17 protein-coding genes and 2 pseudogenes are annotated in these 22,973 nt (G+C 61.4%); 4 read left to right on the top strand and 15 right to left on the bottom strand.

Going from position 1 to position 22,973, the window contains the following annotated elements:
* Window position 1: 1 nt before the first annotated feature.
* Both BA011_RS17540 and BA011_RS17535 read left to right on the top strand, forming a co-directional pair.
* On the top strand, window positions 2–568 hold the full coding sequence (locus tag BA011_RS17540; protein WP_065281397.1) for an NADH-quinone oxidoreductase subunit I: 567 nt from the start codon (window positions 2–4) through the stop codon (window positions 566–568).
* Between the two features lie 45 nt (window positions 569–613).
* A complete protein-coding gene (locus BA011_RS17535; RefSeq protein ID WP_018243737.1) occupies window positions 614–1,054 on the top strand; it encodes a CBS domain-containing protein in 441 nt (146 codons plus the stop codon).
* Between the two features lie 75 nt (window positions 1,055–1,129).
* On the opposite strand, the gene nuoG is transcribed toward BA011_RS17535, so the two are convergent.
* The 14 genes and pseudogenes from nuoG to BA011_RS17465 form a co-directional block, all read right to left on the bottom strand.
* Entirely contained in the window at window positions 1,130–3,709 is a 2,580-nt protein-coding gene (gene nuoG, locus BA011_RS17530; RefSeq protein ID WP_065281396.1) for an NADH-quinone oxidoreductase subunit NuoG, read from the bottom strand.
* 33 nt (window positions 3,710–3,742) lie between these two features.
* Window positions 3,743–5,008 carry an NADH-quinone oxidoreductase subunit NuoF gene (gene nuoF, locus BA011_RS17525; protein WP_065281395.1) on the bottom strand — a complete coding sequence of 422 codons (1,266 nt, stop codon included), beginning with the start codon at window positions 5,006–5,008 and terminating at the stop codon, window positions 3,743–3,745.
* A 4-nt stretch (window positions 5,009–5,012) separates the two neighbouring features.
* Complete coding sequence (gene nuoE / locus BA011_RS17520; protein ID WP_063474341.1) at window positions 5,013–5,522, bottom strand: NADH-quinone oxidoreductase subunit NuoE; 510 nt, start codon at window positions 5,520–5,522, stop codon at window positions 5,013–5,015.
* Window positions 5,523–5,538: 16 nt separating this feature from the next.
* Window positions 5,539–6,753: an NADH dehydrogenase (quinone) subunit D gene (gene nuoD, locus BA011_RS17515; protein ID WP_065281394.1), complete on the bottom strand. Its 1,215-nt coding sequence runs from the start codon at window positions 6,751–6,753 to the stop codon at window positions 5,539–5,541.
* Window positions 6,754–6,782: 29 nt separating this feature from the next.
* Window positions 6,783–7,319, bottom strand: a complete 537-nt coding sequence (locus BA011_RS17510; RefSeq protein ID WP_065281393.1) for an NADH-quinone oxidoreductase subunit C — start codon at window positions 7,317–7,319, stop codon at window positions 6,783–6,785.
* Window positions 7,316–7,819: a NuoB/complex I 20 kDa subunit family protein gene (locus BA011_RS17505; RefSeq protein WP_018446419.1), complete on the bottom strand. Its 504-nt coding sequence runs from the start codon at window positions 7,817–7,819 to the stop codon at window positions 7,316–7,318. The genes BA011_RS17510 and BA011_RS17505 overlap by 4 nt, the downstream gene beginning before the upstream one ends.
* Complete coding sequence (locus BA011_RS17500; RefSeq protein ID WP_017961916.1) at window positions 7,807–8,172, bottom strand: NADH-quinone oxidoreductase subunit A; 366 nt, start codon at window positions 8,170–8,172, stop codon at window positions 7,807–7,809. Before BA011_RS17500 ends, BA011_RS17505 begins: the two co-directional genes overlap by 13 nt.
* A gap of 134 nt (window positions 8,173–8,306) precedes the next feature.
* A complete protein-coding gene (locus BA011_RS17495) occupies window positions 8,307–9,764 on the bottom strand; it encodes an NADH-quinone oxidoreductase subunit N (RefSeq protein ID WP_065281392.1) in 1,458 nt (485 codons plus the stop codon).
* Complete coding sequence (locus BA011_RS17490; protein ID WP_065281391.1) at window positions 9,761–11,236, bottom strand: NADH-quinone oxidoreductase subunit M; 1,476 nt, start codon at window positions 11,234–11,236, stop codon at window positions 9,761–9,763. The genes BA011_RS17495 and BA011_RS17490 overlap by 4 nt, the downstream gene beginning before the upstream one ends.
* An 8-nt stretch (window positions 11,237–11,244) precedes the next feature.
* Entirely contained in the window at window positions 11,245–13,005 is a 1,761-nt protein-coding gene (locus BA011_RS17485) for a Na(+)/H(+) antiporter subunit D (protein ID WP_065281390.1), read from the bottom strand.
* Complete coding sequence (locus tag BA011_RS17480) at window positions 12,998–13,252, bottom strand: hypothetical protein (RefSeq protein ID WP_020052273.1); 255 nt, start codon at window positions 13,250–13,252, stop codon at window positions 12,998–13,000. Before BA011_RS17480 ends, BA011_RS17485 begins: the two co-directional genes overlap by 8 nt.
* Window positions 13,249–14,711, bottom strand: a pseudogene (locus BA011_RS17475) (monovalent cation/H+ antiporter subunit D family protein). The gene BA011_RS17480 and the pseudogene BA011_RS17475 overlap by 4 nt, the downstream one beginning before the upstream one ends.
* Before the next feature lie 5 nt (window positions 14,712–14,716).
* Window positions 14,717–15,019, bottom strand: a complete 303-nt coding sequence (gene nuoK / locus BA011_RS17470) for an NADH-quinone oxidoreductase subunit NuoK (RefSeq protein WP_062945052.1) — start codon at window positions 15,017–15,019, stop codon at window positions 14,717–14,719.
* A gap of 5 nt (window positions 15,020–15,024) precedes the next feature.
* Window positions 15,025–15,519 carry an NADH-quinone oxidoreductase subunit J gene (locus BA011_RS17465; RefSeq protein ID WP_065281389.1) on the bottom strand — a complete coding sequence of 165 codons (495 nt, stop codon included), beginning with the start codon at window positions 15,517–15,519 and terminating at the stop codon, window positions 15,025–15,027.
* A gap of 616 nt (window positions 15,520–16,135) precedes the next feature.
* On the opposite strand from BA011_RS17465, the gene BA011_RS17460 reads away from it, so the two are divergent.
* Together BA011_RS17460 and BA011_RS45120 are read left to right on the top strand one after the other, a co-directional pair.
* Window positions 16,136–18,658 carry a methyl-accepting chemotaxis protein gene (locus BA011_RS17460; RefSeq protein WP_065281388.1) on the top strand — a complete coding sequence of 841 codons (2,523 nt, stop codon included), beginning with the start codon at window positions 16,136–16,138 and terminating at the stop codon, window positions 18,656–18,658.
* Between the two features lie 224 nt (window positions 18,659–18,882).
* The gene (locus tag BA011_RS45120) at window positions 18,883–19,695 is read left to right on the top strand and encodes a hypothetical protein (protein WP_151343492.1); all 813 of its coding nucleotides are present in this window, start codon (window positions 18,883–18,885) and stop codon (window positions 19,693–19,695) included.
* A 95-nt stretch (window positions 19,696–19,790) separates the two neighbouring features.
* On the opposite strand, the pseudogene BA011_RS17450 reads toward BA011_RS45120, so the two are convergent.
* Window positions 19,791–22,936: pseudogene (locus BA011_RS17450) on the bottom strand (efflux RND transporter permease subunit).
* Between the last annotated feature and the right edge of the window lie 37 nt (window positions 22,937–22,973).

Here is a 22,973-nt window from a genome sequence, read left to right as displayed (position 1 = left end):
GATGTCGCGCGCGCAGGACAGAGTTGGAACATGGATTGGTTGGGCGTTCTTTGCCGATCTGGCGAGCGCCTTGGCTCTGACCTTCGGCTACATGTTCTCCAGATCCGTGACCATGCAGTATCCAGACAAGGAAAAGTGGCTGCCCTACTCCCGCTATCGCGGGCATCACTTCCTGACGCGTGATGAAGAGGGCGAGATCAAGTGCGTGGCCTGCGAACTCTGCGCGCGGATCTGTCCCTGCGACTGTATCGAAGTCGTCCCCTACGAGGACGAGAAGGGCAAGCGGCACCCGGCCAAATTCGAGATCGACACGGCCCGCTGTCTGTTCTGCGGGCTGTGCGAGGACGCCTGCCCGGCGGACGCGATCGCGCTTGGCCAACAATACGAATTCTCGAGTTTTTCCTCAGCTGACCTGGTGATCGGGCGCGATGATCTGCTCGCCAAGCCGGGTAAGGCGGCAACCGGCGGCGGCGTGGTTGCCGCGCGCCTGAATACGAAGAAGGACGTACTTGTCGAGACGAAAGAGACGCTAGGCTACAACTGGTGGCGGAATATCCGGCGAACATGAACGCGCGCCAGCTGTCAAACCGAAGCGCTCGGAAAGGAGGCTCAGATGTTTGTCGGTGAAATCATGAAAAACAAGGGTGTCGGTGTCATCGCAGTTGCTCCCGATCAGACGATGGTGGAGGTACTGCGGCTGTTTCGAGACAACAATATCGGCTTCGTCGTCGTCAGGCGATCGAACGGCAAATACCTCGGTACGCTGTCGGAGCGGGACTGCTGCAATGCGGTGGCGGAATACGGGGCCGAGGCGGCGGCAAAGCGGGTCGCGGACATCATGAACCGCAATGTGGCGACGTGTTCGACACAGGATTTGCTGCCCGTCGCGATGGGGATCATGACCCAGCGGCGTACGCGCCATGTGCTGGTCACGGATGGAGGCGACGTTGTCGGCGTGGTCAGCATCGGCGACGTGGTTAAACACAGGCTCGACGAAGCGCAGCGCACAGAGCAGGATCTGCAGGATTACATATGCGGGACCAGGTATCACTGATGTCGCCAACTCGATGTGAAGACGCCGGGGCGGGCAGCTTGCCGCGGAGCCTTGCGGTGCCCCGACCCCAAATCTTCAGACCCCACGCCAGATCCGGCCTGGGCGGTCGACCTCAAGAGTGGCATGCGCCTTCTGGACTTCCACCGCGCATGGATATTCGCCCCGCCGCAGCAGGCTGTTGAGACGCAAGGCTCTATAGTTTTCCGGAACGAAGACGAGGCCCTTGGGAAACCGCCTGTCGACCTTGAGCTGCGCCGTCAGTTCGCCCTGGCCGGAACGCACGATTACCTGATCGCCATCCGAAAGGCCAAGCTCCGTGGTATCCTGCGCGCTCATCGCGACATAGGGATCGTTGGCGACCGTGTTCAGGATGTCCGACCGTTCGGAAAGATATCCGTTGTGGAACAGGCAGTCGCCGGTGATCAGCATGAGCCGGTCGGCTGCTGTTGGAACGGGCGGTGGCGCAAGGAACACGCCAGCCGACAATGTTGGCACCGCCTTGGTGAATGCGCCGTCGGCGCCAAGCCCGTCCTGCGTCAACCCCTGATAGGCCGGAACCAGCCGGGCAATCTCGTCGAAAATTTCGGCTTGCGTCGATGGCCGCAGCGCCTGGTTGCGTAGCGCCGCGACGAAGTCGACAATCGCCAGATTGCCTCGCGCCTCGAAAACGGGCTCACGGAATTTGCGAACATTCTGGATCCGGCCCTCGTTGTTGGTGAACGTTCCGGATTCCTCGCCGTAGCCCGCCGCGGGTAAGACGACCTCGGCCATGCCCGCCGTATCCGTGAGGAACGCGTCCTGCACGATCAGGAGATCGGCGGCGCCAAGCGCCCGCGTCACAAAGTCCCGGTCGGGATAGGCAACCAGGGGGTCGGTTCCGATGATGTAGAGCGCGCCCATCCGCCCACCGACGCAGAGCTCCAGCATGGAGTCTAGATCCGCGCCGGGTTCAGACAGGATTTCGGCGCCCCAGTTTCGCGCAAGAGTTGCGCGCGCCGCGTCATCAGCGACCGCCCGCAGTCCCGGCAGAGCCGCCGGCAGGACCCCCATGTCCCAGGCGCCCATCTGGTTGGCACGGTCGAAGAGAAACTGCATCGCCGGGCCCTTGCCTAGCAGGCGGAGAACGTGCAGCAGGTTGTTGAGCTGCCGCAGCGTCGCACGCGCTTCGGGTGATCTCAGGAGGTCGACGCTGACAAGCACGGTGACGCTGCGGCCTTCCTTGAGCGCGGCGGCCAGGCGAACCGGCCCGTCACTGCCGGCGCCCGCCGCCGGCCTGCCGATTGCCGCGTCGATGTCCGCAAAAGCACCGCCCGGCAAGGCCTGACCAGCTGCCGCCACGAGACCGGCCACCACCGCCGCAAGGCTTGCCGCTTCTCCGCCCGGAGGCACACGAACCACCACCCTGGCATCGGCGTCCAGACGCGATGGCCGCGCCGATAGCATGAGCAATCCGGTCTGCCGCCGCCGCGCGCCGTCCCGCAGCAGGTATTCGGTGACCGGGTTCTCCTCGGTTATATTGCCTCCGACGACGAGCACGCAGTCGTTGCCGATTACGTCGTCCAGCGGCGTGCGGCTGTAGAAAGTTCCCAATAGCGGGCCGAGCGTATCGAAGGGCGCGGCCCAGCGTGACGAACAATCAATGTTGTTGGTCCGGAATACTGTTCGCATCAGCTTCTGGAACTGATAAAGCACCTCGTTGGGCAGGCGAGGCGAGGCCAGCCCGCCGGCATCCTTGCTCTCGACGGCCAACAGTCGCCGACGCAGATAGTCCCCCGCTTCCTCCCAGGAAACCGGAACCAGGGCGCCATCCTGACGGATCATTGGCTGCTTGATCCGGTCCCGGCTTGCAACGAAATCGAGGCCGAAGCGTCCTCGCACGCAGAGAGTTTCGTGGTTGACACCTTCGTCCCACTTCGAGCGCACCCGCATGAACTCGCCCTTGCGCGTGCCCACCGTCAGCTGGCAACCGGTGCCACAATGCGGGCAGACCGTGTCGGTCTCTACGAGATCCCAGGGGCGCGCCTTGTAGCGGTAGGGGAAGCTCATCAGCGCGCCGACCGGGCAGACCTCGACGCAATTGCCGCACTGGTCGCAACTTGCCAGACTGCCCTCGAAGCCGGTGACGGCGGTATCCATGCCTTTTTCGACGGTGCCCAGCGCCACCGCACCGACGACCTCCTCACACATCCGGACGCAGCGCTGGCACTGGATGCAGCGGTTGACGTTCATGATGATGACCGGGCTCAGACGAATGTCCTCGGAGTGGAACACACGTTTGTCATCGCGGAATTGGCTTTCGCGGGGCCCGTAGGCCATTACCATGTCCTGAAGCTCGCATTCGCCGCCCTTGTCGCAGATCGGGCAGTCGAGGGGGTGGTTGGCGAGCAGCATGTCGAGCATGGTAGAGCGCGTTTCCTCGATCAGAGGCGTGTTCGTCCGCACGACCATGCCATCGGTGGCCGCAGTGGCGCAGGACGGCTGCAACCGCCGCACGCCCTCGATCTCCACCAGGCACATGCGGCACGAAGCCAGCGGCGGCAGCCGCTTCAGATAGCAGAAGGTCGGGACGTCGATGCCCAAACGCTGGGCGGCCTGCAGCACTGTCGAGCCAGCCTCAACTTCCAGCGTTTGTTCGTCGATCGTGACTTTAAGCATGGTTTCCTCACAACCCTGATCCAGCACACTCCTTCAGTGAAACGGGCACCTCCGCTCCTCGACATGGGCGACGAATTCATCTCGGAAATGCGCGAGTGCTGCACGCAACCCCATCGCTGCACCGTCACCCAAGGCACAAAACGTATTGCCGAAAATGCCCTTGCAGAGCATCTCCAGCTGCTCCAGATCGCCGGGCGCGCCATCCCCGCCTTCAACCCGGCGCAGGACCTTCAAGACCCAGTTCAATCCTTCCCGGCAGGGCGTGCACTTGCCGCAGGACTCATGGTGGAAGAACTCGATGATCCTGGTGGCGACCTTGACCATGCAGGTGCTATCGTCGATCACGATAACGCCAGCCGAACCGAGCATCGAGCCGGCGGCAGCCAGCGAGTCAAAATCCATCCTCACGTCCAGCCCGTGCTCAGGGATGACCGGCGCTGAGACCCCGCCCGGGATCACCGCCTTGATTTTGCGTCCCGGCAACGCCCCGCCGGCATGTTCCTCGACCAGCTCGCGCAGTGGTATGCCCATCGGCAACTCGTAGAGCCCGGGTTTGCGCACCTGCCCACTGAGGCAGTAGAGCTTCGGGCCGGGGCTCTTGTCCGGGCCGATGCCGCGGAACCAGTCCGCGCCCCGCGCCAAGATATGCGGCACGCAGGCCAGCGTCTCGACATTGTTGATCACAGTCGGGCTGGCGTAGAGCCCGGCCACGGCCGGAAACGGCGGCTTCAATCGCGGCTGCGCCCGCTTGCCCTCGAGCGACTCGAGCATCGCAGTCTCCTCGCCGCAGATATAGGCGCCTGCGCCGCAGTGGATGTGGACGGCGAAATCGAAATTCGAGCCCAGAATGCCCGTTCCCAGATGACCCTTTTCGTGTGCCTCGGCGATCGCCTGCTCCAGGCGACGGATCGCCGTCACATATTCTCCGCGGATGTAGACATAGGCGGTTTTGGCTCCAATCGCATAGGCGCTTACCGCCAGCCCCTCGATGAGTTGATGCGGATCGCGCTCCATGATGATCCGGTCCTTGAAGGTGCCTGGCTCGCCCTCATCGGCGTTGCAGCAAAGATATTTCGGCTTGTCGACCTGCTTCGGCACGAAACTCCATTTCATGCCCGTCGGGAATCCGGCACCGCCGCGACCGCGCAGGTTGGACTGTTTGACGAGGTTAACGACCTCGTCAGGCGTGTATTCGCGCAGCGCCTTCGCCAGTGCCTGGTAGCCGCCGCCAGCCTCGTAGGTCGACAGCAGGTGACTGTCCGGCACGGCGACATTCTTGAGGAGAACCGGCTCGAACATGGCGCTACTCTCCCTGCGGTCGCGCAGAGGGCTCGATGCTCGCGACCCGTTCCGTCGTAGCCCGCAGGTTGTCCAAAAGTGCATCTATCCGCGCGACATCAAGGGCACCATGGTAATCGTCGCCGACCTGCATCACCGGAGCCATCTCGCAGGCACCGAGGCACTCGACGGAGGAAAGCGTGAACAGCCCGTCCGGCGTGGTGTCGCCCTTCCTGATCGCCAGCGCCGTTTCCAGATGCTTCAGCAGGTCCTCGGCTCCGCACAGCATGCAGGAAACATTGTCACAGAGCTGCAGGTGGAACATGCCCACCGGCTCGGTATGGAAGAGCGTATAAAAGGTCGCCAGCTCGTAGACCCAGATCCGTTCGACTCCGAGAATGTCGGCGACTTCTTCCAGCACCTGACCAGGCAGATGGCCATGCTCCCTCTGCGCGATCAGAAGCGCGGGCATGATCGCAGAGCGCTGGTCGGGATACCGCGCCGCTGCCTCTTTTATCTTTTCGCGCATGGTCATTGCATTCAAATCCCTGCTACTTGTCCACCTCCGCCATCACTGGGTCGAGACTGCCGAGCACGGCGATCATGTCCGCCAGATAGCGGGCGTTGGTCACCCCGAACAGTCCCTGAAGGTTGACGAACGAGGGTGCCCGCACCTTCATACGGAATGGTTTTGGCGACCCGTCGCTGATGATATAGAAGCCAAGCTCGCCCTTTGGCGCCTCGATCGCCGAATAGACCTCGCCCTTCGGCACCTTGAAGCCATAGGCCGACAGGTCGAAATGCTGGATCAGTGCTTCCATCGAGCAATGCACCTTGTCCTTGTCCACCGGGAAGGCGATTGTTGGCATGTCGATCTGGAACGGCCCCTCGGGCATCTGGTCGAGGCATTGCTCGATGATCCGGACGCTCTCGCGCATTTCCTCGACCCGACATTGCCAGCGCGCATAGCAGTCACCCTCGTCGCGCGTGATGACGTTGAAGTCGAGCCGGTCATAGATCTCATAGGGCTCGTCGCGACGGATGTCCCAGTCGACGCCCGAAGCGCGCAGGTTCGGACCGCTCAGGCCAAGATCGATGGCGTCCTCGGCGGAGATCACGCCGATCCCCTGCGTGCGCTTCAGGAACACCCGGTTGTTTTCGAGCAACCGCTCATAGTCGCGGATCCGGTTCGGGAAGATGTCGCAGAACTCCCTGATCTTGGGAAGGAAACCGTCAGGCAGGTCCTCGCGCACTCCGCCGACCCGGCAGAAGGACGTGTGCATGCGCGCACCGCTGATCATTTCCAGGAGATCCATGATCATTTCACGCTCCCGCATGGCGTAAAGCAAGGCGGTCATGGCGCCGAGGTCCATCGGCAGCGCGCCGGTGATCAAGACATGGCCGGAGATCCGCGCCAGCTCGGCCATCAGCACGCGAATATATTGTGCGCGAATCGGTGCTTCTATGCCGAGGAGTTTCTCCACCGCCAGCGCGAAGGCGAGGTTGTTCGACGGTGGACAGAGGTAGTCGAGCCGGTCGGTGAGCGGAAAAATCTGGGTGTAGGTGAAGCTCTCCGCCAGTTTTTCGGTGCCGCGATGGAGGTAGCCGATGTGTGGATCCACGCGCTTGACGTACTCGCCGTCCAATTCCAGGACGAGCCGAAGAACCCCATGCGTGCTGGGGTGCTGGGGGCCGAGATTGAGAAGCACCTCCTTGGTGTCGAACGCTTCGCCTTGCGGGCTGATCAGTTCGGTGACTTCGGTCATTTTAAGTTCCCGGCGTGGAGCGGCCTCCCTTATGGAATGTTCTCGGTGGCGAGGTCGGGCTGCGTCGGCGGCGTGCCATCGGCGCCAAACGGGTTCAGCTTGTCCTTGTAGCCACGGAGCGGAAAATCCTTGCGCTGCGGGAAGCCCTCGAACCCTTCCCACATGTAGATCCGGCGCAAATCGGGGTGGCCCTCGAACCTGATCCCGTACATGTCCCAGGCTTCGCGCTCATGCCAATTGGCGGTTCGCCAGATCCCCGTCACCGACGGGACCCGCGGCGGATCGGCGAGGCGGCATTTGATGCGAACGCGCAATTTGTTCGGTAGCGAATAGAGGTGGTACACCGTCTCGTAGCGTGGCATCTCAGGATAATGATCGACCCCGCAGATGTCCGACAGGAAGTTGAACCGCAACGCCGGGTGTTCCTTCAGAAACCGGCAAAGCTCGACGATCATGTCAGGCGGAGCGGCGAAGGCATGTACACCATGCGCGAAGCCAAGATCGTCGATTGCCTCGCCGAAACGCTCCGTGATCGTAGTGCGGATGAGGGGCGTCTCCACATTCATGACGCTGCAACCCGACCCAGAGGAGTCCCGGCCAGTGCTCGGGATTTTTTGATCTTCTCCTGAAGTAGCAGGAATCCATGCATCAGCGCCTCGGGCCGCGGCGGGCAGCCGGGCACATGCACGTCCACCGGCACGAAGGTCTCCGCTCCCTGCACCACGGCATAGGTATTGTAGACCCCGCCCGAGATAGCGCAGGTGCCCATGGCGATAACCCAGCGCGGCTCCGGCATCTGGTCATAGAGCCTGCGCACCACCGGCGCGAACTTCCGCGTTACTGTGCCGGCGATGATCATCACATCGGACTGGCGGGGCGATGGCCGGAACACCACGCCGAACCGGTCGAGATCATAGCGGGCGCACCCCGCCGAGATCATCTCGATGGCGCAGCAGGCAATTCCGAAAGTTTCGGGCCACAGCGCCGAGCTTCGGCTCCAGTTGATAACGCTCTCGGCCGTGGTGAACAGCACGCTGTCGCGGATCGCGTTGTTTACGCCTCCCATTCGAGTGCTCCCTTCAGCCAGGCGTAGGCGAAGCCCACAAGAAGCAGCAATATGAAGACGAACATCTCGACAAAGCCGACCAGCCCGATGTCTTTCAGGACGACGGCCCAGGGAAAGAGGAACATCGTCTCGACATCGAAGACGACCAGCAGGATCGCAAGGATAAAGAACGGCACTCTGAAGCGCCCCGCGGCGGCCTCACCCGCGGCGTCCATGCCGCACTCATAGGGCATGTTCTTTTCGGGATAGGGATTGGACGGACGCAGCAGCGAGGAGACAAAAAGCGTCGCCCCCGTCACCAGAACGACTCCGACGATCATAAAAAGAACCGGCAAGAATTCCATCGCAGCCATATCGCACTGCACCGGTTACCCACTGAGAGCTTTCCTCAGGCCGCGACCGTCCTGTTCAGGACCGTAATGCGGTCGCCCCGGGAAGCAACTTGGGCAATCCTTTCTTGAGCTTTGAGTTTATTCCGTCGGACAGATCATTGCAAATTCAATCGGTCAGCCGTCAACACGGAATGCTGGGCAAGTCTTAAAAACCATGCGGGAAACAGGCCGATGCCGATGGTGCCGGCAGCAGTGAAGGCGAGCGTCGCGCGCACCAAGGGCGGCAGCGCCGGGTCGAACGTCCTTTCCGGCTCGCGCATGTAGATCACCATGACGATGCGGATGTAAAAGTAGGCGGCAACAGCACTCAGCAGCACTGCGATCACCGCCAGCATGACGAACCCTCGCTCGACCAGCGCGACCAGCACGTAAAACTTGGCGAAGAACCCGGCCGTTGGCGGAATGCCGGCCAGCGAGAACAGATAGAGCAGCATCAGAAGTGCCAGCCCCGGATGCGACTTGGCGAGACCCGCATAGTCTTCGATAACCTCGCCGGAAAAATCGCCGTTCCGCATCAGGATGACGATGCCGAAAATGCCGAGATTCATGAGCGAGTAGATCAGCAGATAGAGCATCACGCTGGCGATCCCGTCGGCACCGCCGGCCACCACGCCGAAAAGGGCGAACCCGGCATGGACGATGCTGGAATAAGCGAGGAGCCGCTTGAAATTATCCTGCACCAGCGCCACGAAACTGCCGAGCGCCATCGTCACCACCGCAATGACCGCGACGATGATCCAGACGTCCGAGGCCGCGACCAGCGGGTTGAGGAACACCCGCAGGATCACCGCAAACCCTGCCGCCTTAGGGCCTACCGACATGAAGGCGGTGATCGTCGTCGGCGCGCCTTCGTAGACGTCCGGCACCCACATATGAAACGGCACCGCGCCGACCTTGAAGACCAGCCCCGCGACGATGAAGACCTCTGCCAGCAGCAATCCCGGATCGAGCGGGTCGCCGGTCACCGCCGCAGCCATCCCGTCCAGTTGCGTCGTACCGGTGAGCCCGTAGACCAGCGAAACGCCGTAAAGGAAAATCCCGGTCGAGACCGCGCCAAGGATCACGTATTTCAGCGCCGCTTCGTTTGACCGCCGCTCTCGCCGCAGGAATCCGGTCAGCACATAGGTGCAGAGCACCATCAGTTCGAGGCCCACATAGATCGAGAGGAGATCGGTCGCCGAGGCCATGATCATCATTCCCGAAAGCGCAAAGAGCAGCAGGACATAGTATTCGCTGCTCCCGATCCCCTCGATATCCGCATATTTTCGCGAAAGGAGGAATGTCAGGATGGTGGCCAGGTAGAACACGAACTTGAAGAAGACCGCGAAGCGGTCGGCGACGAACATGCCCGTATAGGCCGGCCGCACCTCGCCCGAAAGAATGAGTGTCGCCAAGGCGGCAATCAGCACGATCGCGACGGAAGCCCAGACCAGGAAATGTTCCTGCCCCCTGCGCACAAGCTGTCCCAGGATCAGCAGGATGCAGGCTCCAGTGATCACCACGATCTCGGGCAGGCTTGCGAGAGCTGACTGGAAAAGTGCTGCGGCGGTCATGGGCCGCTCCCCTTATCGTGCACCTGAGCCAGCAGATGCTTCACCGAGACGTCGATGATGCCGAGAAAGGGTTTCGGATAGAGCCCGAGCCACAGCACTAACACGGCCAGCGGCAGGATCGCTGCCATCTCGCGGGCGTTCACGTCGCATATCTTGAACCGGGCGCCGACGCTGGCGGGACCAAGCGCGACTTTCCTGTACATGCCAAGCAGATAGGCCGCGCCCAGCAACGCGCCCAAAACGGCTGCCGCGCCGACGGCCAGGTTGGCTGCAAACCCGCCGGACAACACCAGCAATTCGCCTATGAACGAATTCGTTCCCGGCAGCGCCATCGACGATAGCGTGAACAGCGCGAGAAACGCTGTGTAGACCGGCGCCGCCTTCATCAACCCGCCATATTCGGCGATGCTGCGCGTATGTGTCCGCTCGTAAATCAGGCCGACGAACAGGAACAGGGCGCCGGTCGTTACGCCATGATTGAACATTTGCAGGATGCCGCCCTCGAGCCCGCGCAGGTTCAATGCAAAAATCCCCAGCGTCACGAAGCCCATGTGGCTGATGCTGGAATAGGCCACCAGCTTCTTCAGGTCGTCCTGCGCCAGCGCAAGCAACCCGCCATAGACGATCGCAAGCGCCGAAAGCGAAAGCATCAGCGTCGAATAATACACCGACGCCTCCGGCAGCATCGGCAGCGAGAACCGCAGGAACCCGTAGGCGCCCATCTTCAGGAGCACCCCTGCAAGGATGATGCTGCCTGCCGTCGGCGCCTGCACATGGGCGTCCGGCAGCCAGGTATGGACCGGCACCATCGGCACTTTGACGGCGAAGGCGATCAGGAAGGCGAAGAACAGCCAGGACTGGACCGGGAACGGCAAATCCTGCGCTGTCAGCGCGAGGATGTCGAAGGTCTCGCCGCCGTTGAAATAGAGCACGATGACACCGATGAGGAACAGGAGGCTGCCCGCCAGTGTGTAGAGGAAGAACTTGAACGCCGCATAGACCCGGCCTTCGCCGCCCCAGACGCCGATGATCAGGTACATCGGGATCAGCATCGCCTCCCAGAAGACGTAGAACAGGAACAGGTCGAGCGCGCAGAACACCCCCAGCATCAGCGCCTGCATGGAGAGCAGACTGACCATGAACGCCTTCACCTTGAGGTCGATCGCGACCCACGAGGCGAGCACGCATATCGAGCCCAGCAGAGCGGTCAGGAAAACGAAGAGCGCGCTTATCCCGTCGATGCCAAGCGCATAAGTGATCCCGAGCGCGGGCACCCATAGGCGCCTCTCGGTGAACTGCATCTCGTGGGTCGTGGTGTCAAAGCTCGCCAGCATGGCGATGCAGAGAGCGAGATCGAGGATGCTGACGGCCAGCGCGGTCCACCGCACCGCATCGTCGCTGCGCAGAAACATCAGAACCGCTGCCCCGGCGACGGGCGTGAATACGATGAGACTGAGTAGCGGCAATCCCATCACGCCCCCTACCGCCACACCACGGCGAAGACGACGGTGGCTGCGATCACGCCGGCGATCATCGCCAGCGCGTAATGGGTCACGACGCCGGTCTGGAGGCGCCGCAGCGTCCCGCCACCATTCAGGATCGCCCGGGCGACGCCATTCACGATGGCATCCACACCGGCGAGATCAATCCACAGTCCCGCCCGCGCCGCGCCATGCAGGAAAGGCAGAGCCGCAGTCTCGGACACGTCACTCACCGTCTTCTCGTAGCGCGTCAGCGGTTTTCCGGCGATCCACATGAAGACCCGCGCGCCCTTGCGGTAGAACCAGTCGGTGTCGATGCTGATCGTGTTCTCGGGGTCGAGCGCCCTGAGGAATATGACAAAACCCAAGGCGGTGAACATCAGCACGCCAAGGCTCTCGGTGACATGGACGCCGGTGTAGGGCTCGAAGTCGACCGGATAGGGTAGAAGTGCGTAAAGCGGCTGCGGGACGACGCCGATCGCGATGCAGAGCACCGCCGCCATGCCCATCGCAACCAGCATGTTGCGGGGCGGCTCCCGCGCCTCCAGCTTCCGGTCCGTGCCGAAGAACATGTAATAGGGGAGCTTGAGACCGGTGTGGAGGAATGTCCCCGCCGACGCCATCGTCAGTGCCAACACCACCAGCGCGCGGTGATCCTGTCCGGCGGCGGCCACCACCATCGACTTGGTGACGAAGCCCGAGAAGAATGGAAATGCCGAAATCGCGAAGGCGCCAACCATGTAGAGCGCCACGGTCACCGGCATGGTCTTGTAGAGCCCACCAAGCTCGGTGAGCTTGCGCCGGCCGGTGACGTAAATCACCGCCCCAGCACCCATGAACAAGAGCGCCTTGTAGAGGATATGTGCGAAGGCATGACTGGTGGCCCCGTTCACCGCCATCTCGGTGCCGATGCCGACGCCCGCCACCATGTAGCCCACCTGGCTAACGATGTGATAGGCCAGTAGCCGCCGGCAGTCGTTCTCCAGCACCGCGTAGACGACGCCGTAGAGCGCCATCGCGGTGCCGAGCCAAACGAGAAGTTCAGTTCCCGGAAACGCCCGCGCCAGCACATAGACGGCGGTCTTGGTGGTGAAGGCGCTCATGAACACCGCGCCGGTGACAGTCGCCTCCGGGTAAGCGTCGGTCAGCCAGGCGTTGAGCGGCGGCACAGCGGCGTTGAGCATGAACCCGGCAAGGATCAGGTAAGCGCCGACGCCCATCTCGCCTGCGATCGGGCCGAAGAGCAGCGAGTCAGTCGAGAGCCCGTGGAGAATGACGCCGCCAAGTAGGACGACGCCGCCAGTGATATGGACCATGAGATACCGGAACCCGGCGGCGATCGCCTGTCGGCCGCCTTGGGCGAAGACCAGGTAGGCAGAGGCAAACGCCATGCCTTCCCAGAACAGGTAGAGCGTCAGGTAGTCGCCGGCGAACACGACGCCGAGGGCGCTGCCGACGTAGACAAATGCAGCGACATGCTGGCCGGGGCGAGGCAGGTGCAGCGCATAGACCGTTCCGATCAGCGCCATGATGGTGAAAACGGTGGCGAAGACGATGCTCAGCTTGTCGACCTTGGCGATGAGGATTTCCTGCCCGATGAACTGCGTCGCGCCGTAGCTTCCCGGTTGTATCGTCAGCACGGCGAGGATCGCCAGCGCCGGGATCAGCAGCAGATAGGCTTTGCGGATCGATCCGTTCAGGAAAGGGATCGGCAGGGCGCCGAGAATGAACAGCAGGGCGGGATGGACGAAGTCAGTCATAATAGTCCTCGCGCCGCATGAGCCCAGCCCGATGGCCGAGGAACTTGGAAACGAAAATCAGCAGCACGCAGGATAAGAAACCGTAGACGGCCGACCAGCCCGGCAGGCGGTCCCAGAGGTATTCGGCGTGTTCGCGGTGGACCAGAAAGTCGGCGATGACGATCAGAACGAGCACCAGATAGAACAGCCGGCGGCGCTGGTTCGCATGTTCCTCGTCACCAAAGAAGTCGACGACACGCTTGATCATCTGACAACTCCTTCCGCCAGGGCGAGGAAATAGCCGGGAAAGATGCCCATCGACACCGACAAGATGGCAGTCGCAACCAGCGGGATCGTCATCATCGGAATTTCACGGACCGTCGCCGGGCTCTCCTGCGCTTCCGTCCCGAAAAAGGCGACATAGCTGACAGGCAGGAAATAAGCTGCGTTCAGGACTGAGCTCGCAAGGAGCACGACCAGAAACGCAATTTCGCCCGCCTCCACCGAGCCCCGCGCCAGATACCACTTGCTGACGAAGCCCGCGGTCGGCGGCACCCCGATCATGCTCAGCGAAGCGACGAAAAAAGCACCCATCGTCCAAGGCAGCCTGCGGCCGATGCCGGCCATGTCGCTGATATTCCGCTTTCCCGACGCGCAAAAGATTGAGCCGGCGCAGAAGAAGAGGGTGATCTTGGAGAACGCATGAGCCGCAATGTGGATGATGCCGCCGACCATCGCGACCGGCGACAACAGAACCGCGCCCAGAACGATGTAGGAGAGCTGGCTGACCGTCGAATAGGCGAGCCTCGCCTTCAGGTCGTCCCGCGTCAGGGCATAGACGGACGCCATCAGGATCGTGAAGGAGACTAGATAGGCCGTGGCGATGCCCAGCCCCAGCGCGCCCACCAGCCCCGTGCCAAAAACGTGGAATACCACCCGCAGTACGCAGAACACGCCCATCTTGACCACGGCCACCGCATGCAGGAGCGCGCTGACCGGTGTCGGCGCCACCATCGCGGCAGGCAGCCAGGCGTGCATCGGCATTACCGCAGCCTTGGCGAAACCGAAGAGGTAGCAGAAATAGACGACCGTCAGTATCGGGGCAGAAGCATCGCTCCCTGCCAGCAGCCCCCCGACACAAAATCGAACGACCCCGCAACGTGGTAGGTCAGCGCCAGCGCGGCGAGAAGAAGGCTTTTCGACGCGCCCATCAAATAGACGAGGTACTTGCGGCTGCCCGCCCATCCCTGTTCATCCTCGTGGTGGTAAACAAGCGGATAGGTCACGAGGCTAAGCATCTCGTAGAAGATCACCAGCGTGAACAGATTGGCGGAAAAGGCGCCCCCGACGGCCGCCGCGAGGCTGGTGGCGAAGCAGGCGAAGAACCTAGTCTGCGCATGCTCGTTCAAGTGGCGCATGTAGCCAATGGAATAGATCGCCGCCACGATCCACAGGAGCGACGAGACGGTGGCGAATACCATGCCGAGCGCATCCACCCGGAAAGCGAAGTCTATCCCCGGCAAAATCTCGAACAGGCGCAAATCGACCGTCCCGCCCGCCAGCACCGTGGGCGCCATCGAGGCGACAATCGCGAACATGGCGATTGCAGCGAGCGGCGAGACGATATCGCGGAGCTTCTCGCGGTTGTGCAGAAGGAGAACGGCAAGGGCCGCCAGGCCTGCTATGGCGACGGCAAGCAGCGGCCGGATCGATATCACCGGGTCCAAAGCCGCTATCCTTTCATCATGGTCACTTCGTCGACCTTGAGGGTGGATTTGTTCCTCACGAGGGCGACCAGGATACCGAGGGCGACGGCAACTTCCGCCGCGGTGATTGCGATGACGAAGATCGCGAAGATCTGCCCGCGGAAATCGCCATAGTAACGCCCGAAAGCGATGAAATTGATGTTGACCGAGTTGAGCAGCAGCTCCAGCGACATCAGCACGACCAGGATGTTGCGCCTGACCAGCACGCCCGCTGCTCCGATCACGAACAGGACCACTCCGAGTATAATGTACCACGAGAGCGGAACCATCATCCCTACTCCTTCCGCGCCAGCACGATGGCGCCGACCAGGGCGGCCAGAAGGATGACGGAGGCAGCTTCAAACGGCAGGAGATAGTCGGCGAAAAGTGTCGTGCTGAGCTGCCTGATCTGATCGCCGCCGCCTATGGCAGCGGGCTCCGTGATCGAAAAGCGGTCGCTCCAGAGCACCAGCACAAGCATCTCGATCCCAAGCAGGATGAGCAGCCCCATGGCCGGCAGGTTGCTGCCCGGCAAGAACCGCTGCAACACCGCTTCGCGTACATCGATCATCATGATCACGAACAGGAACAGGACCATGATCGCGCCGACATAGACGAAGATCTGGATGACCGCGAGCAACGGCGCCTCGAGCATAACGAAGATTGCCGAGATGTTGAGGAAACACGCCATCAGCGCCAATGCGCTGTGCACCGGATTCCGGGCCAAGACCACCGTCAGGGCCGTGATCACGGACACCGTAGCGAACAGAAGAAAGAACCCCGGATCCATCGACGCCGACCCTCCGACGCGAACTGCTACCCGGCGCGAGACGGCCGGATTTGAGATTGCGCCGCAACTTCCGATGCGTTCACAAATTGTGCCCTAAAATCGGATTTTTCACAAGATTATTGTCATTGGCGGAGCAAACCAGGCCGGTCCGGATGTGGCGAAGGTCGCTTGCGAAGCGCGCGCTTTCGATAGCGCCGTACCGATTTTATTGTTCCATAGGCAAATGGGTTGAGCCGGCCGGTACCGACGTTTTGTTACGGCGTAGTGGGAAATTTCTTCCAAATCACACCGGCTGTTCCGCTGAAGTTACAACTCTCTGTGGCTTCAGGCCCCCCGCAATCAGATCTTCCTTCCAACATAGACAACACTCAAAAGCCCGCCTCGTGCGGGCTTTTTATGCCGATTCCAGAAATTCGAGGAGTTAACCCCTCTGCAGGGGGGCGCAACAAGGCCAAGCGATAATGAATAGTCGACCTGCGTACATGCCCCTTCGAGTGTCTGAACTACGTCCTCGCCGCGACAGGTGAGCGTGCATAACCCTCGGATCAACAACCCATTTATCGGTTCTTAAGCAAAGAATGACAGCTTAGCTCCAATCGGTGGTGGGGATGCAGTCGTGGTAAATGGTTTGATGTCGCGGGTTCGCATTCAGACGAAGGTGCTGGTACTTTTGGCACCATTCGTCATTAGCCTATGCGCAGTGGGACTGACGGGGTACTACGCGTCCAGCCTTCTCGAGGGACGGATGGAGATCTCCAACCATGTTTTGCAGTCCCTGAACGGGTTCAAACATGTTTCTTCCAGCATGACCGGCTTTCTGATGAAGCCGTCGCAGGAAGCTCGTGATACCGCGCTTGCGGACGCCCGAGAGCAACTGGCAAACCTGAAGCAGACGATCGAGAGGCTAAGGCCGACGACCGATGTGGGGCTTCTTGACCGGGCGCTTGATCAGTCGCAAATCATCCCGCAAAAGATCGAAGCGATCTGGCAAATCGAAACGGGACAGCAGAAAATTCTCAGTGATGTTGACGCTGCTTCCGCGGCACTTCTTGACCTGCAAGGGCAGGTTGGCAAGCGCTCGTTCATGCTGATGGCCGGCGCGAAAAAGTTGGAAAATGCCAACAAGGGCGGTCTAAATAATTCCGTCTCCATCAGCGCCGCCGCCAGCGTTGCGACAAAACTTCGCAATGACTATACGAACGCGACGACGCCGGCTGACAAAGCTAGCCTGTTCGCCAAATATGCGCCCGATTTGCAAAAGGCAAAGGAGCAGCTTTCGCCTGCTGTAGCGACCGAAGCCCTCGCCGCGCAGTATGCCGCTGCTGTGGATGCCATCGCCAACGCTTCGAAGGTGTCGTCTGACACTTTAGATGTCCCAGCAACGGATACCGCCGTCGCCAATCTTGCTGCAACTGGCGACAGCCTCAAGGCGATTGGCGACGATCTGATGCGGACCTCCGTGCTCGCGCTTGCCGCGTCGGACAAGGATATCTCGCAGGCGACGAATGTCGGCAACGCACTGCGCGCCATCGTTAACAGCAATAATGAGATCCGCGTCGGCTTCGCCGAACTCGCCGGCAATCCAGACGACGCGCGCGTGAAGAAAGTCCAGCAGTCGATCTACATGTATCAGACCGAACTCGGCCGTCTCGCCGGCGTGGTGAACGACGATCCCGCCTTTGCCGAAATTCCGAAGAAGGCTCAGCCCGTCCTCGACCTGCTTGCGGCAAACGCGGCAGCGCTCTCCGAAGGCGCGGCGCGCAAGCTGGCTGAATTCGACAGCGCTGCGGGGCAGATCGACAACACCTGGAACCTGCTTGCTCAATTCGCCGAGACGCAAAGGCAAAGTGCTGGGCAGGATCGTCAACAGGCCAATAGGATATCCGGTGGCGCCATTGTGTTCGGCATCCTGATCGCTATGACCGCGGGTGCAGCGCTGGTCATCACCCTGAAGGGACCGATCACCCAGATTACCGCAGCGATGCGCAAGATCGCAGAGGGAAGGCTCGATACCGCAATCACCGGCGAGGCACGGGGCGACGAAATCGGGGAAATGGCGCGCGCGCTTTCCGTCTTCAAACAAAATGCGCTGTCGAATGTCGAAATGGAACAACAGGCCGAGATCGCGCGTAATGATGCGGAATCTGAGCGCGCCCGCAACGAACTCGAGCGACGTAGCGCCAAGGTCCAGGTTGACGCCGCAATCGAGGCGCTTGCAGAGGGACTCACGCGGCTGTCGCGCGGGGAGTTGAATTTTTCGATCGATACGCCCTTTGCCTCCGAACTCGACCGAATCCGCACCGATTTCAACATGTCGGTCGCGGGTCTCAAGGAGACGCTTTGCGATATCCGCGAGACGGCTTCCCTCATCAGCGACAATGGCCGCCAGATGGCGGAAGCCGTTGATGACCTGGCCAGCCGAACGGAAAAGCAGGCGGCCGCACTTGAGGAAACCGCAGCGGCAGTGGAGGAGATTTCCTCCGCCGTCAACACCTCTTCAGGACGGGCAGCAGCAGCGCTTGCGCTTGTCCAACGCGCCAAACAGGGCGCCGACGCCTCGGCTTCAGTGGTCCAAAACGCGGTTTCGGCCATGGGACGGATTGAGGACGCGTCCGGGAAGATCGTTCAGATTGTCAGCGCCATCGACTCTATCGCCTTCCAGACCAATCTCTTGGCCCTAAACGCGGGAGTCGAGGCGGCAAGAGCGGGTGAGGCCGGCAAGGGCTTCGCTGTCGTGGCGCAGGAGGTGCGGGAACTGGCGCAGCGATCGGCGCGCGCAGCCAAGGAAATCGGCGAGCTCATCAACAATTCCGTCCGCGAGGTTGCGTCCGGCTCCGAATTCGTCGGCCGCACCGGCGATGCGCTGATGGAGATTTCCAGCGAGATCGTCCACATCGTCGGTCATATTGAGCTCATCGCCTCGTCAAGCCGCGACCAGGCAACGACACTCCATTCGATCAACGCATCGGTGAACGATATTGATCGTATGACGCAGCAAAATGCGGCGATGGTGGAAGAGACGAATGCTGCCACCAGACAGCTATCGTCCGAGGCGCTTGCACTTACCGACATGATTGCACGTTTTCGGCTTGAAGGCCACGAGAGCCCGGCTTCAAGAGGGTACGAGGCTGCGGCATGAAGGCAGCATGTATTCGCAGAACCTGTTAACTTGCTTTGCGGTGTATGGTTTTTCAGGTGCACGATAGTTGCTAAGATAGAAATATTCTAATATACGTGGAGCCGGCGGTTTAATATTTTCGCAGTGGCAAGCAACGTCCCTCCAATTGGCGGGCGTTTATTATCCTATTCAGCAGGGCGTTCGATTTCATGAAGTAGATTAAATATTTATAGGGGGGAGGAATAATGCGAAAATGGGCATCTTCTCTGCTGACGGCTCCGCATGGACGGCGTCGTCTTCTGTTTGGTATCTCGGGATTGCCAGCGCTCTGCGCAATGGTGCTCTTTGCAGGTGTCGCGTCCGCGCAGGCGCCGACTGAAGAGCAGCGCAATGCGATCAGGGCGGAGTGCCGATCCGATTTCATAGCACAATGTTCAGGGGTGACACCGGGCGGCATCGAGGCGCTCACTTGTCTGCAACAGCATAGCGCCACGCTTTCGGCTGGTTGCCGGAAGGCGGTGTCGGCGGTGAGCAAACCCAAGTCGACATCCGCGGAGCCGGCCCCGGCGGTGCCCGCAACTACCGCGGCGACGACGCCAGCGCCAGCGCCGGCGACGGGCACACCGGTGCATCAGCCGACGCAGGCACAGCGCAACGCCGTCAAATCGGCCTGCCAACGCGATTTCATGACGCAATGCTCCGGCGTCACACCGGGCGGCACTGAGGCACTCAGCTGCCTGCAGCAGCACAATGCCGCTCTATCGGGGCCGTGTCAGCAAGCCGTTGCGGCCTTGGGAGGATCAGCGGGGGGAGGATCAGCCGGATCAACCCCAGCCACCGGCGCTGCGACGGTTGCGACCACGCCTGCTCCTCGAGCCATGATGCCGGCGTTCTCGCCGCGCGAGGAACTGATGATCCTGCGCGAAACCTGCGGATCGGATTTTCAGGCCCTATGCCGCATGGTGCCTTTGGGCGGAGGGCGGGCTATGGCTTGCTTGCGGGACAATTTGCAACGCGTGTCGCCTGCATGCCACCGGGTCCTGACCTCGGGATTATAGCGTCTGTTCGAAACTTGCGCTGTGAAGAGACCTCAACAACAACCTGCCTCCGCGCGAAACCACAGGCGATTGCGCAACAGACTGTTGCAACAGCCTTACTGAACCTTCGGCATCTCCGCCTCCGCGACGCCTGCTATCTTTGTGCGTCCTTTCCAATATTCCTCGAGGCGCTGCAACACGACGTAGAAGGACGGTACAAAGAGCACGGCGAGGCAGGTCGAGGCGATCATGCCGCTGAAGACCGATATGCCGATCGATTTGCGGGCGGATGCGCCGGCGCCCGTCGCCAGCACGAGCGGCAGGACGCCGAGGATAAAGGCGAAGGACGTCATCAGAATTGGCCGGAAACGCAAGCGGGCGGCCTCGACGGCCGCATCCAGTATTTCCATGCCTTCCGCCCGCCTTTCCCTAGCATATTCAACGATGAGGATGGCATTCTTCGATGCAAGCGCGATCAGCAGGATAAGGCCGATCTGCGTATAGAGATTGTTGGCAACGCCGGCTGCCATAAGCGCTGCCACCGTGCCGAGCAGAGCGAGCGGCACGGCGAGAAGGACTGCCAGCGGCAAGATCCAGCTTTCATACTGGCCGGCGAGCACGAAATAGACGAGGAGCATGGCAAGCGCGAAGATGAAATAGATCTGCCCGCCCACGGCCTTCTCCTGATAGGACAGCGCCGTCCATTCGAAGCCTGTACCCGGCGGTAATGTGCGATCGGCAATCTGCTCCATGACGTCGAGCGATTGGCCGGAACTGAAGCCGGCGGCAGGCCCGCCAACGATCGTTGCGGACGGGTAGAGATTGTAGAGGCCGATCAGGGAGGGGCCTTGTGTCGTCGTGACATCGACGACCGTGCCGAGCGGCACCATCGTCCCATCGCCGGCCTTGACCTTCAGGTTGCGGATGTCTTCAGCGCTGACCCGGAAATCGGAAGCGGCTTGCGCATAGACCTGGAAGGTACGGCCAAATTTGTTGAACTGGGTGACATAGCTCGATCCGACATAGCCGGAGAGAGCGGAGAAGACCTGGCCCACCGTAATTCCCAGTGTCTCCGCCTTGATCCGATCGACGGAAACGGCAAGTTGCGGCACGTTCGAGCGAAAAGGCGTGCTCAGCCTCTGCAGCGACGATTGGGCACTGCCGTTCTTGACGATCGTATCGGCAAGCGATTGCAGCAGCGGGTAGTCGGAAATGCCGTTCCTGATCTCAACCTGCATGGTAAAGCCGCTGGCATTGCCGACGCCCTGGATCGGAGGCGGCACGACCACCAGCGTCTTGGCGGCCAGCACGCTTTGCAGCGCGCCGTTCAAATGCTGGTAGATCGACAGCAGATCCTGCCCCTTTTCCTTGCCGCGCTCGTCCCAGTCCTTCAGCACGACATAGGCGACGCCGGCATTCTGCAGGCTGGCATTGTTGTCGAGAACGGAGATGCCGCTGATGGTCAGCACTTGATCGACGCCAGGCGTGGCTTCGGCGATCTTGCCGACCTCTTCCATCACCGTGTCCGTGCGCTCCTTCGATGCGCCGTCGGGCAGCTGCGCACTGATCAGCACATAGCCTTGATCCTCGATGGGCAGAAACGCAGTCGGCAGACGGGCGAGCCCCCAGACGGCGAGACCGATCAGCGCAAGTGCTGCTATGACCATGATGCCGCTGTGGCGGGTCATCGATCCGATCAGCCCGGCATAGCTGCGTTCACCCCTGTCATAGACCCTGTTGAAGCCGCGATAGAAGATGTTGCGTTTCTCGGGCGGGGCCGGCGGCCGCAGCCAAAGGGCGCATTGCGTCGGTTTCAACGTGACGGCATTGATCGCGCTGATCAGTGCCGTGGCGGCGATGACGAGCGCGAATTGCCGGTAGAGCTGTCCGGTCAGGCCGGGCAGGAAGGCGGCCGGAATGAAAACGGCCATCAGCACCAGCGTGATGCCGATGACCGGGCCGAGCAGTTCCTCCATCGCCTTTTCGGCCGCCTTTCGGCCGGACATGCCCGCCTCGATGTGTCGGGCGACCCCCTCGACGATAACGATGGCATCATCGACGACGATGCCGATGGCGAGAACGATGGCAAACAGTGTCGACAGGTTGACGGTGAAGCCCAGTGCCGCCATGGCCGCGAAGGCGCCGATGATGGTGACCGGAACTGTGGTCGCCGGCACGAGCATCGCCCGCCAATCCTGCAGGAAAACGAGAATGACGATGAGAACGAGAACGCCGGCCTCGATCAAGGTGACGTAAACTTCGTCGTGTCGAACGGCACGTGATATTCGAGGCCCGGCGGGAAGCTTTTTGAAAGCTCCTGCATTTTCGCCTTCACTGCCTGTGCCACCGCAATGGCATTCGCCTCCGGCAGCTGAAAAATGCCGATGCCGGCTGCCGGCCGGCCGTTCTGCATGAAAGACTGGCTGTAGGTCTGGGCGCCGAGTTCGACGCGGCCGATGTCGCGGATCCGCGTAACGCGGCCGCCCTGTCCGCTTTCGACCATGACGACGATGTTTTCGTAGTCGGCCGCCTCGTTCAGTCGGCCATTGACGTTCAGCGTATATTGGAAGACTTGCCCCTTCGGCACCGGCGGAATGCCGATCTGGCCGGCGGCGACCTCCTGGCTCTGCTGCTGCACGACGCTGACCACATCCTGTGGCGTCAGGCCGCGTGCCTGCAGCAGGTTCGGATCCATCCAGATGCGCATGGCATACTGGCCGGCACCGAATACGGTGACATTGCCGACACCCGGCAGGCGGGCGAGTTCATTCTGCAGATTGATGACGGCGTAGTTCGACAGGAACAGGCTGTCATAGCGGCTATCGGGCGAGGTCAGGCTGACGAAGCCGAGGATCGCCGTCGATTTCTTTTGCGTCGTCACGCCCTGAAGTTGCACTGCTTCGGGTAGCGATGACATTGCTATGGCGACGCGGTTTTGCACCAGAACCTGGGCCTGGTCCGGATCCGTTCCGATGGCAAAGGTCACGGTCAGGGAATAGGTGCCGTCGCTGGCGCTCGTCGACTGCATATAGAGCATGTCCTGCACGCCGTTGACCTGCTGCTCGATCGGCAGCGCGACGGTATCGACGAGGGTCTGGGCGCTGGCGCCCGGGAAGCGCGTCGTCACCTGCACCGTCGGCGGAACGACATTCGGATATTGCGCCACAGGCAGCTGGAACAGGGCCACCGCGCCGATGAGCACGAAAACCAACGCCAGAACATTGGCGAGTATCGGTCGCTCGATGAAGAAACGCGAGATCATGCTGTTGTCCTTAGACGTTCAGATGAAGCATGGCGGC

Source organism: Rhizobium leguminosarum (assembly GCF_001679785.1).
GTDB classification, from domain to species: Bacteria; Pseudomonadota; Alphaproteobacteria; order Rhizobiales; family Rhizobiaceae; genus Rhizobium; species Rhizobium leguminosarum_R.
The sequence above is the reverse complement of the archived record's forward strand: the minus strand, read 5'-3'. Positions and strand labels throughout refer to the sequence as shown.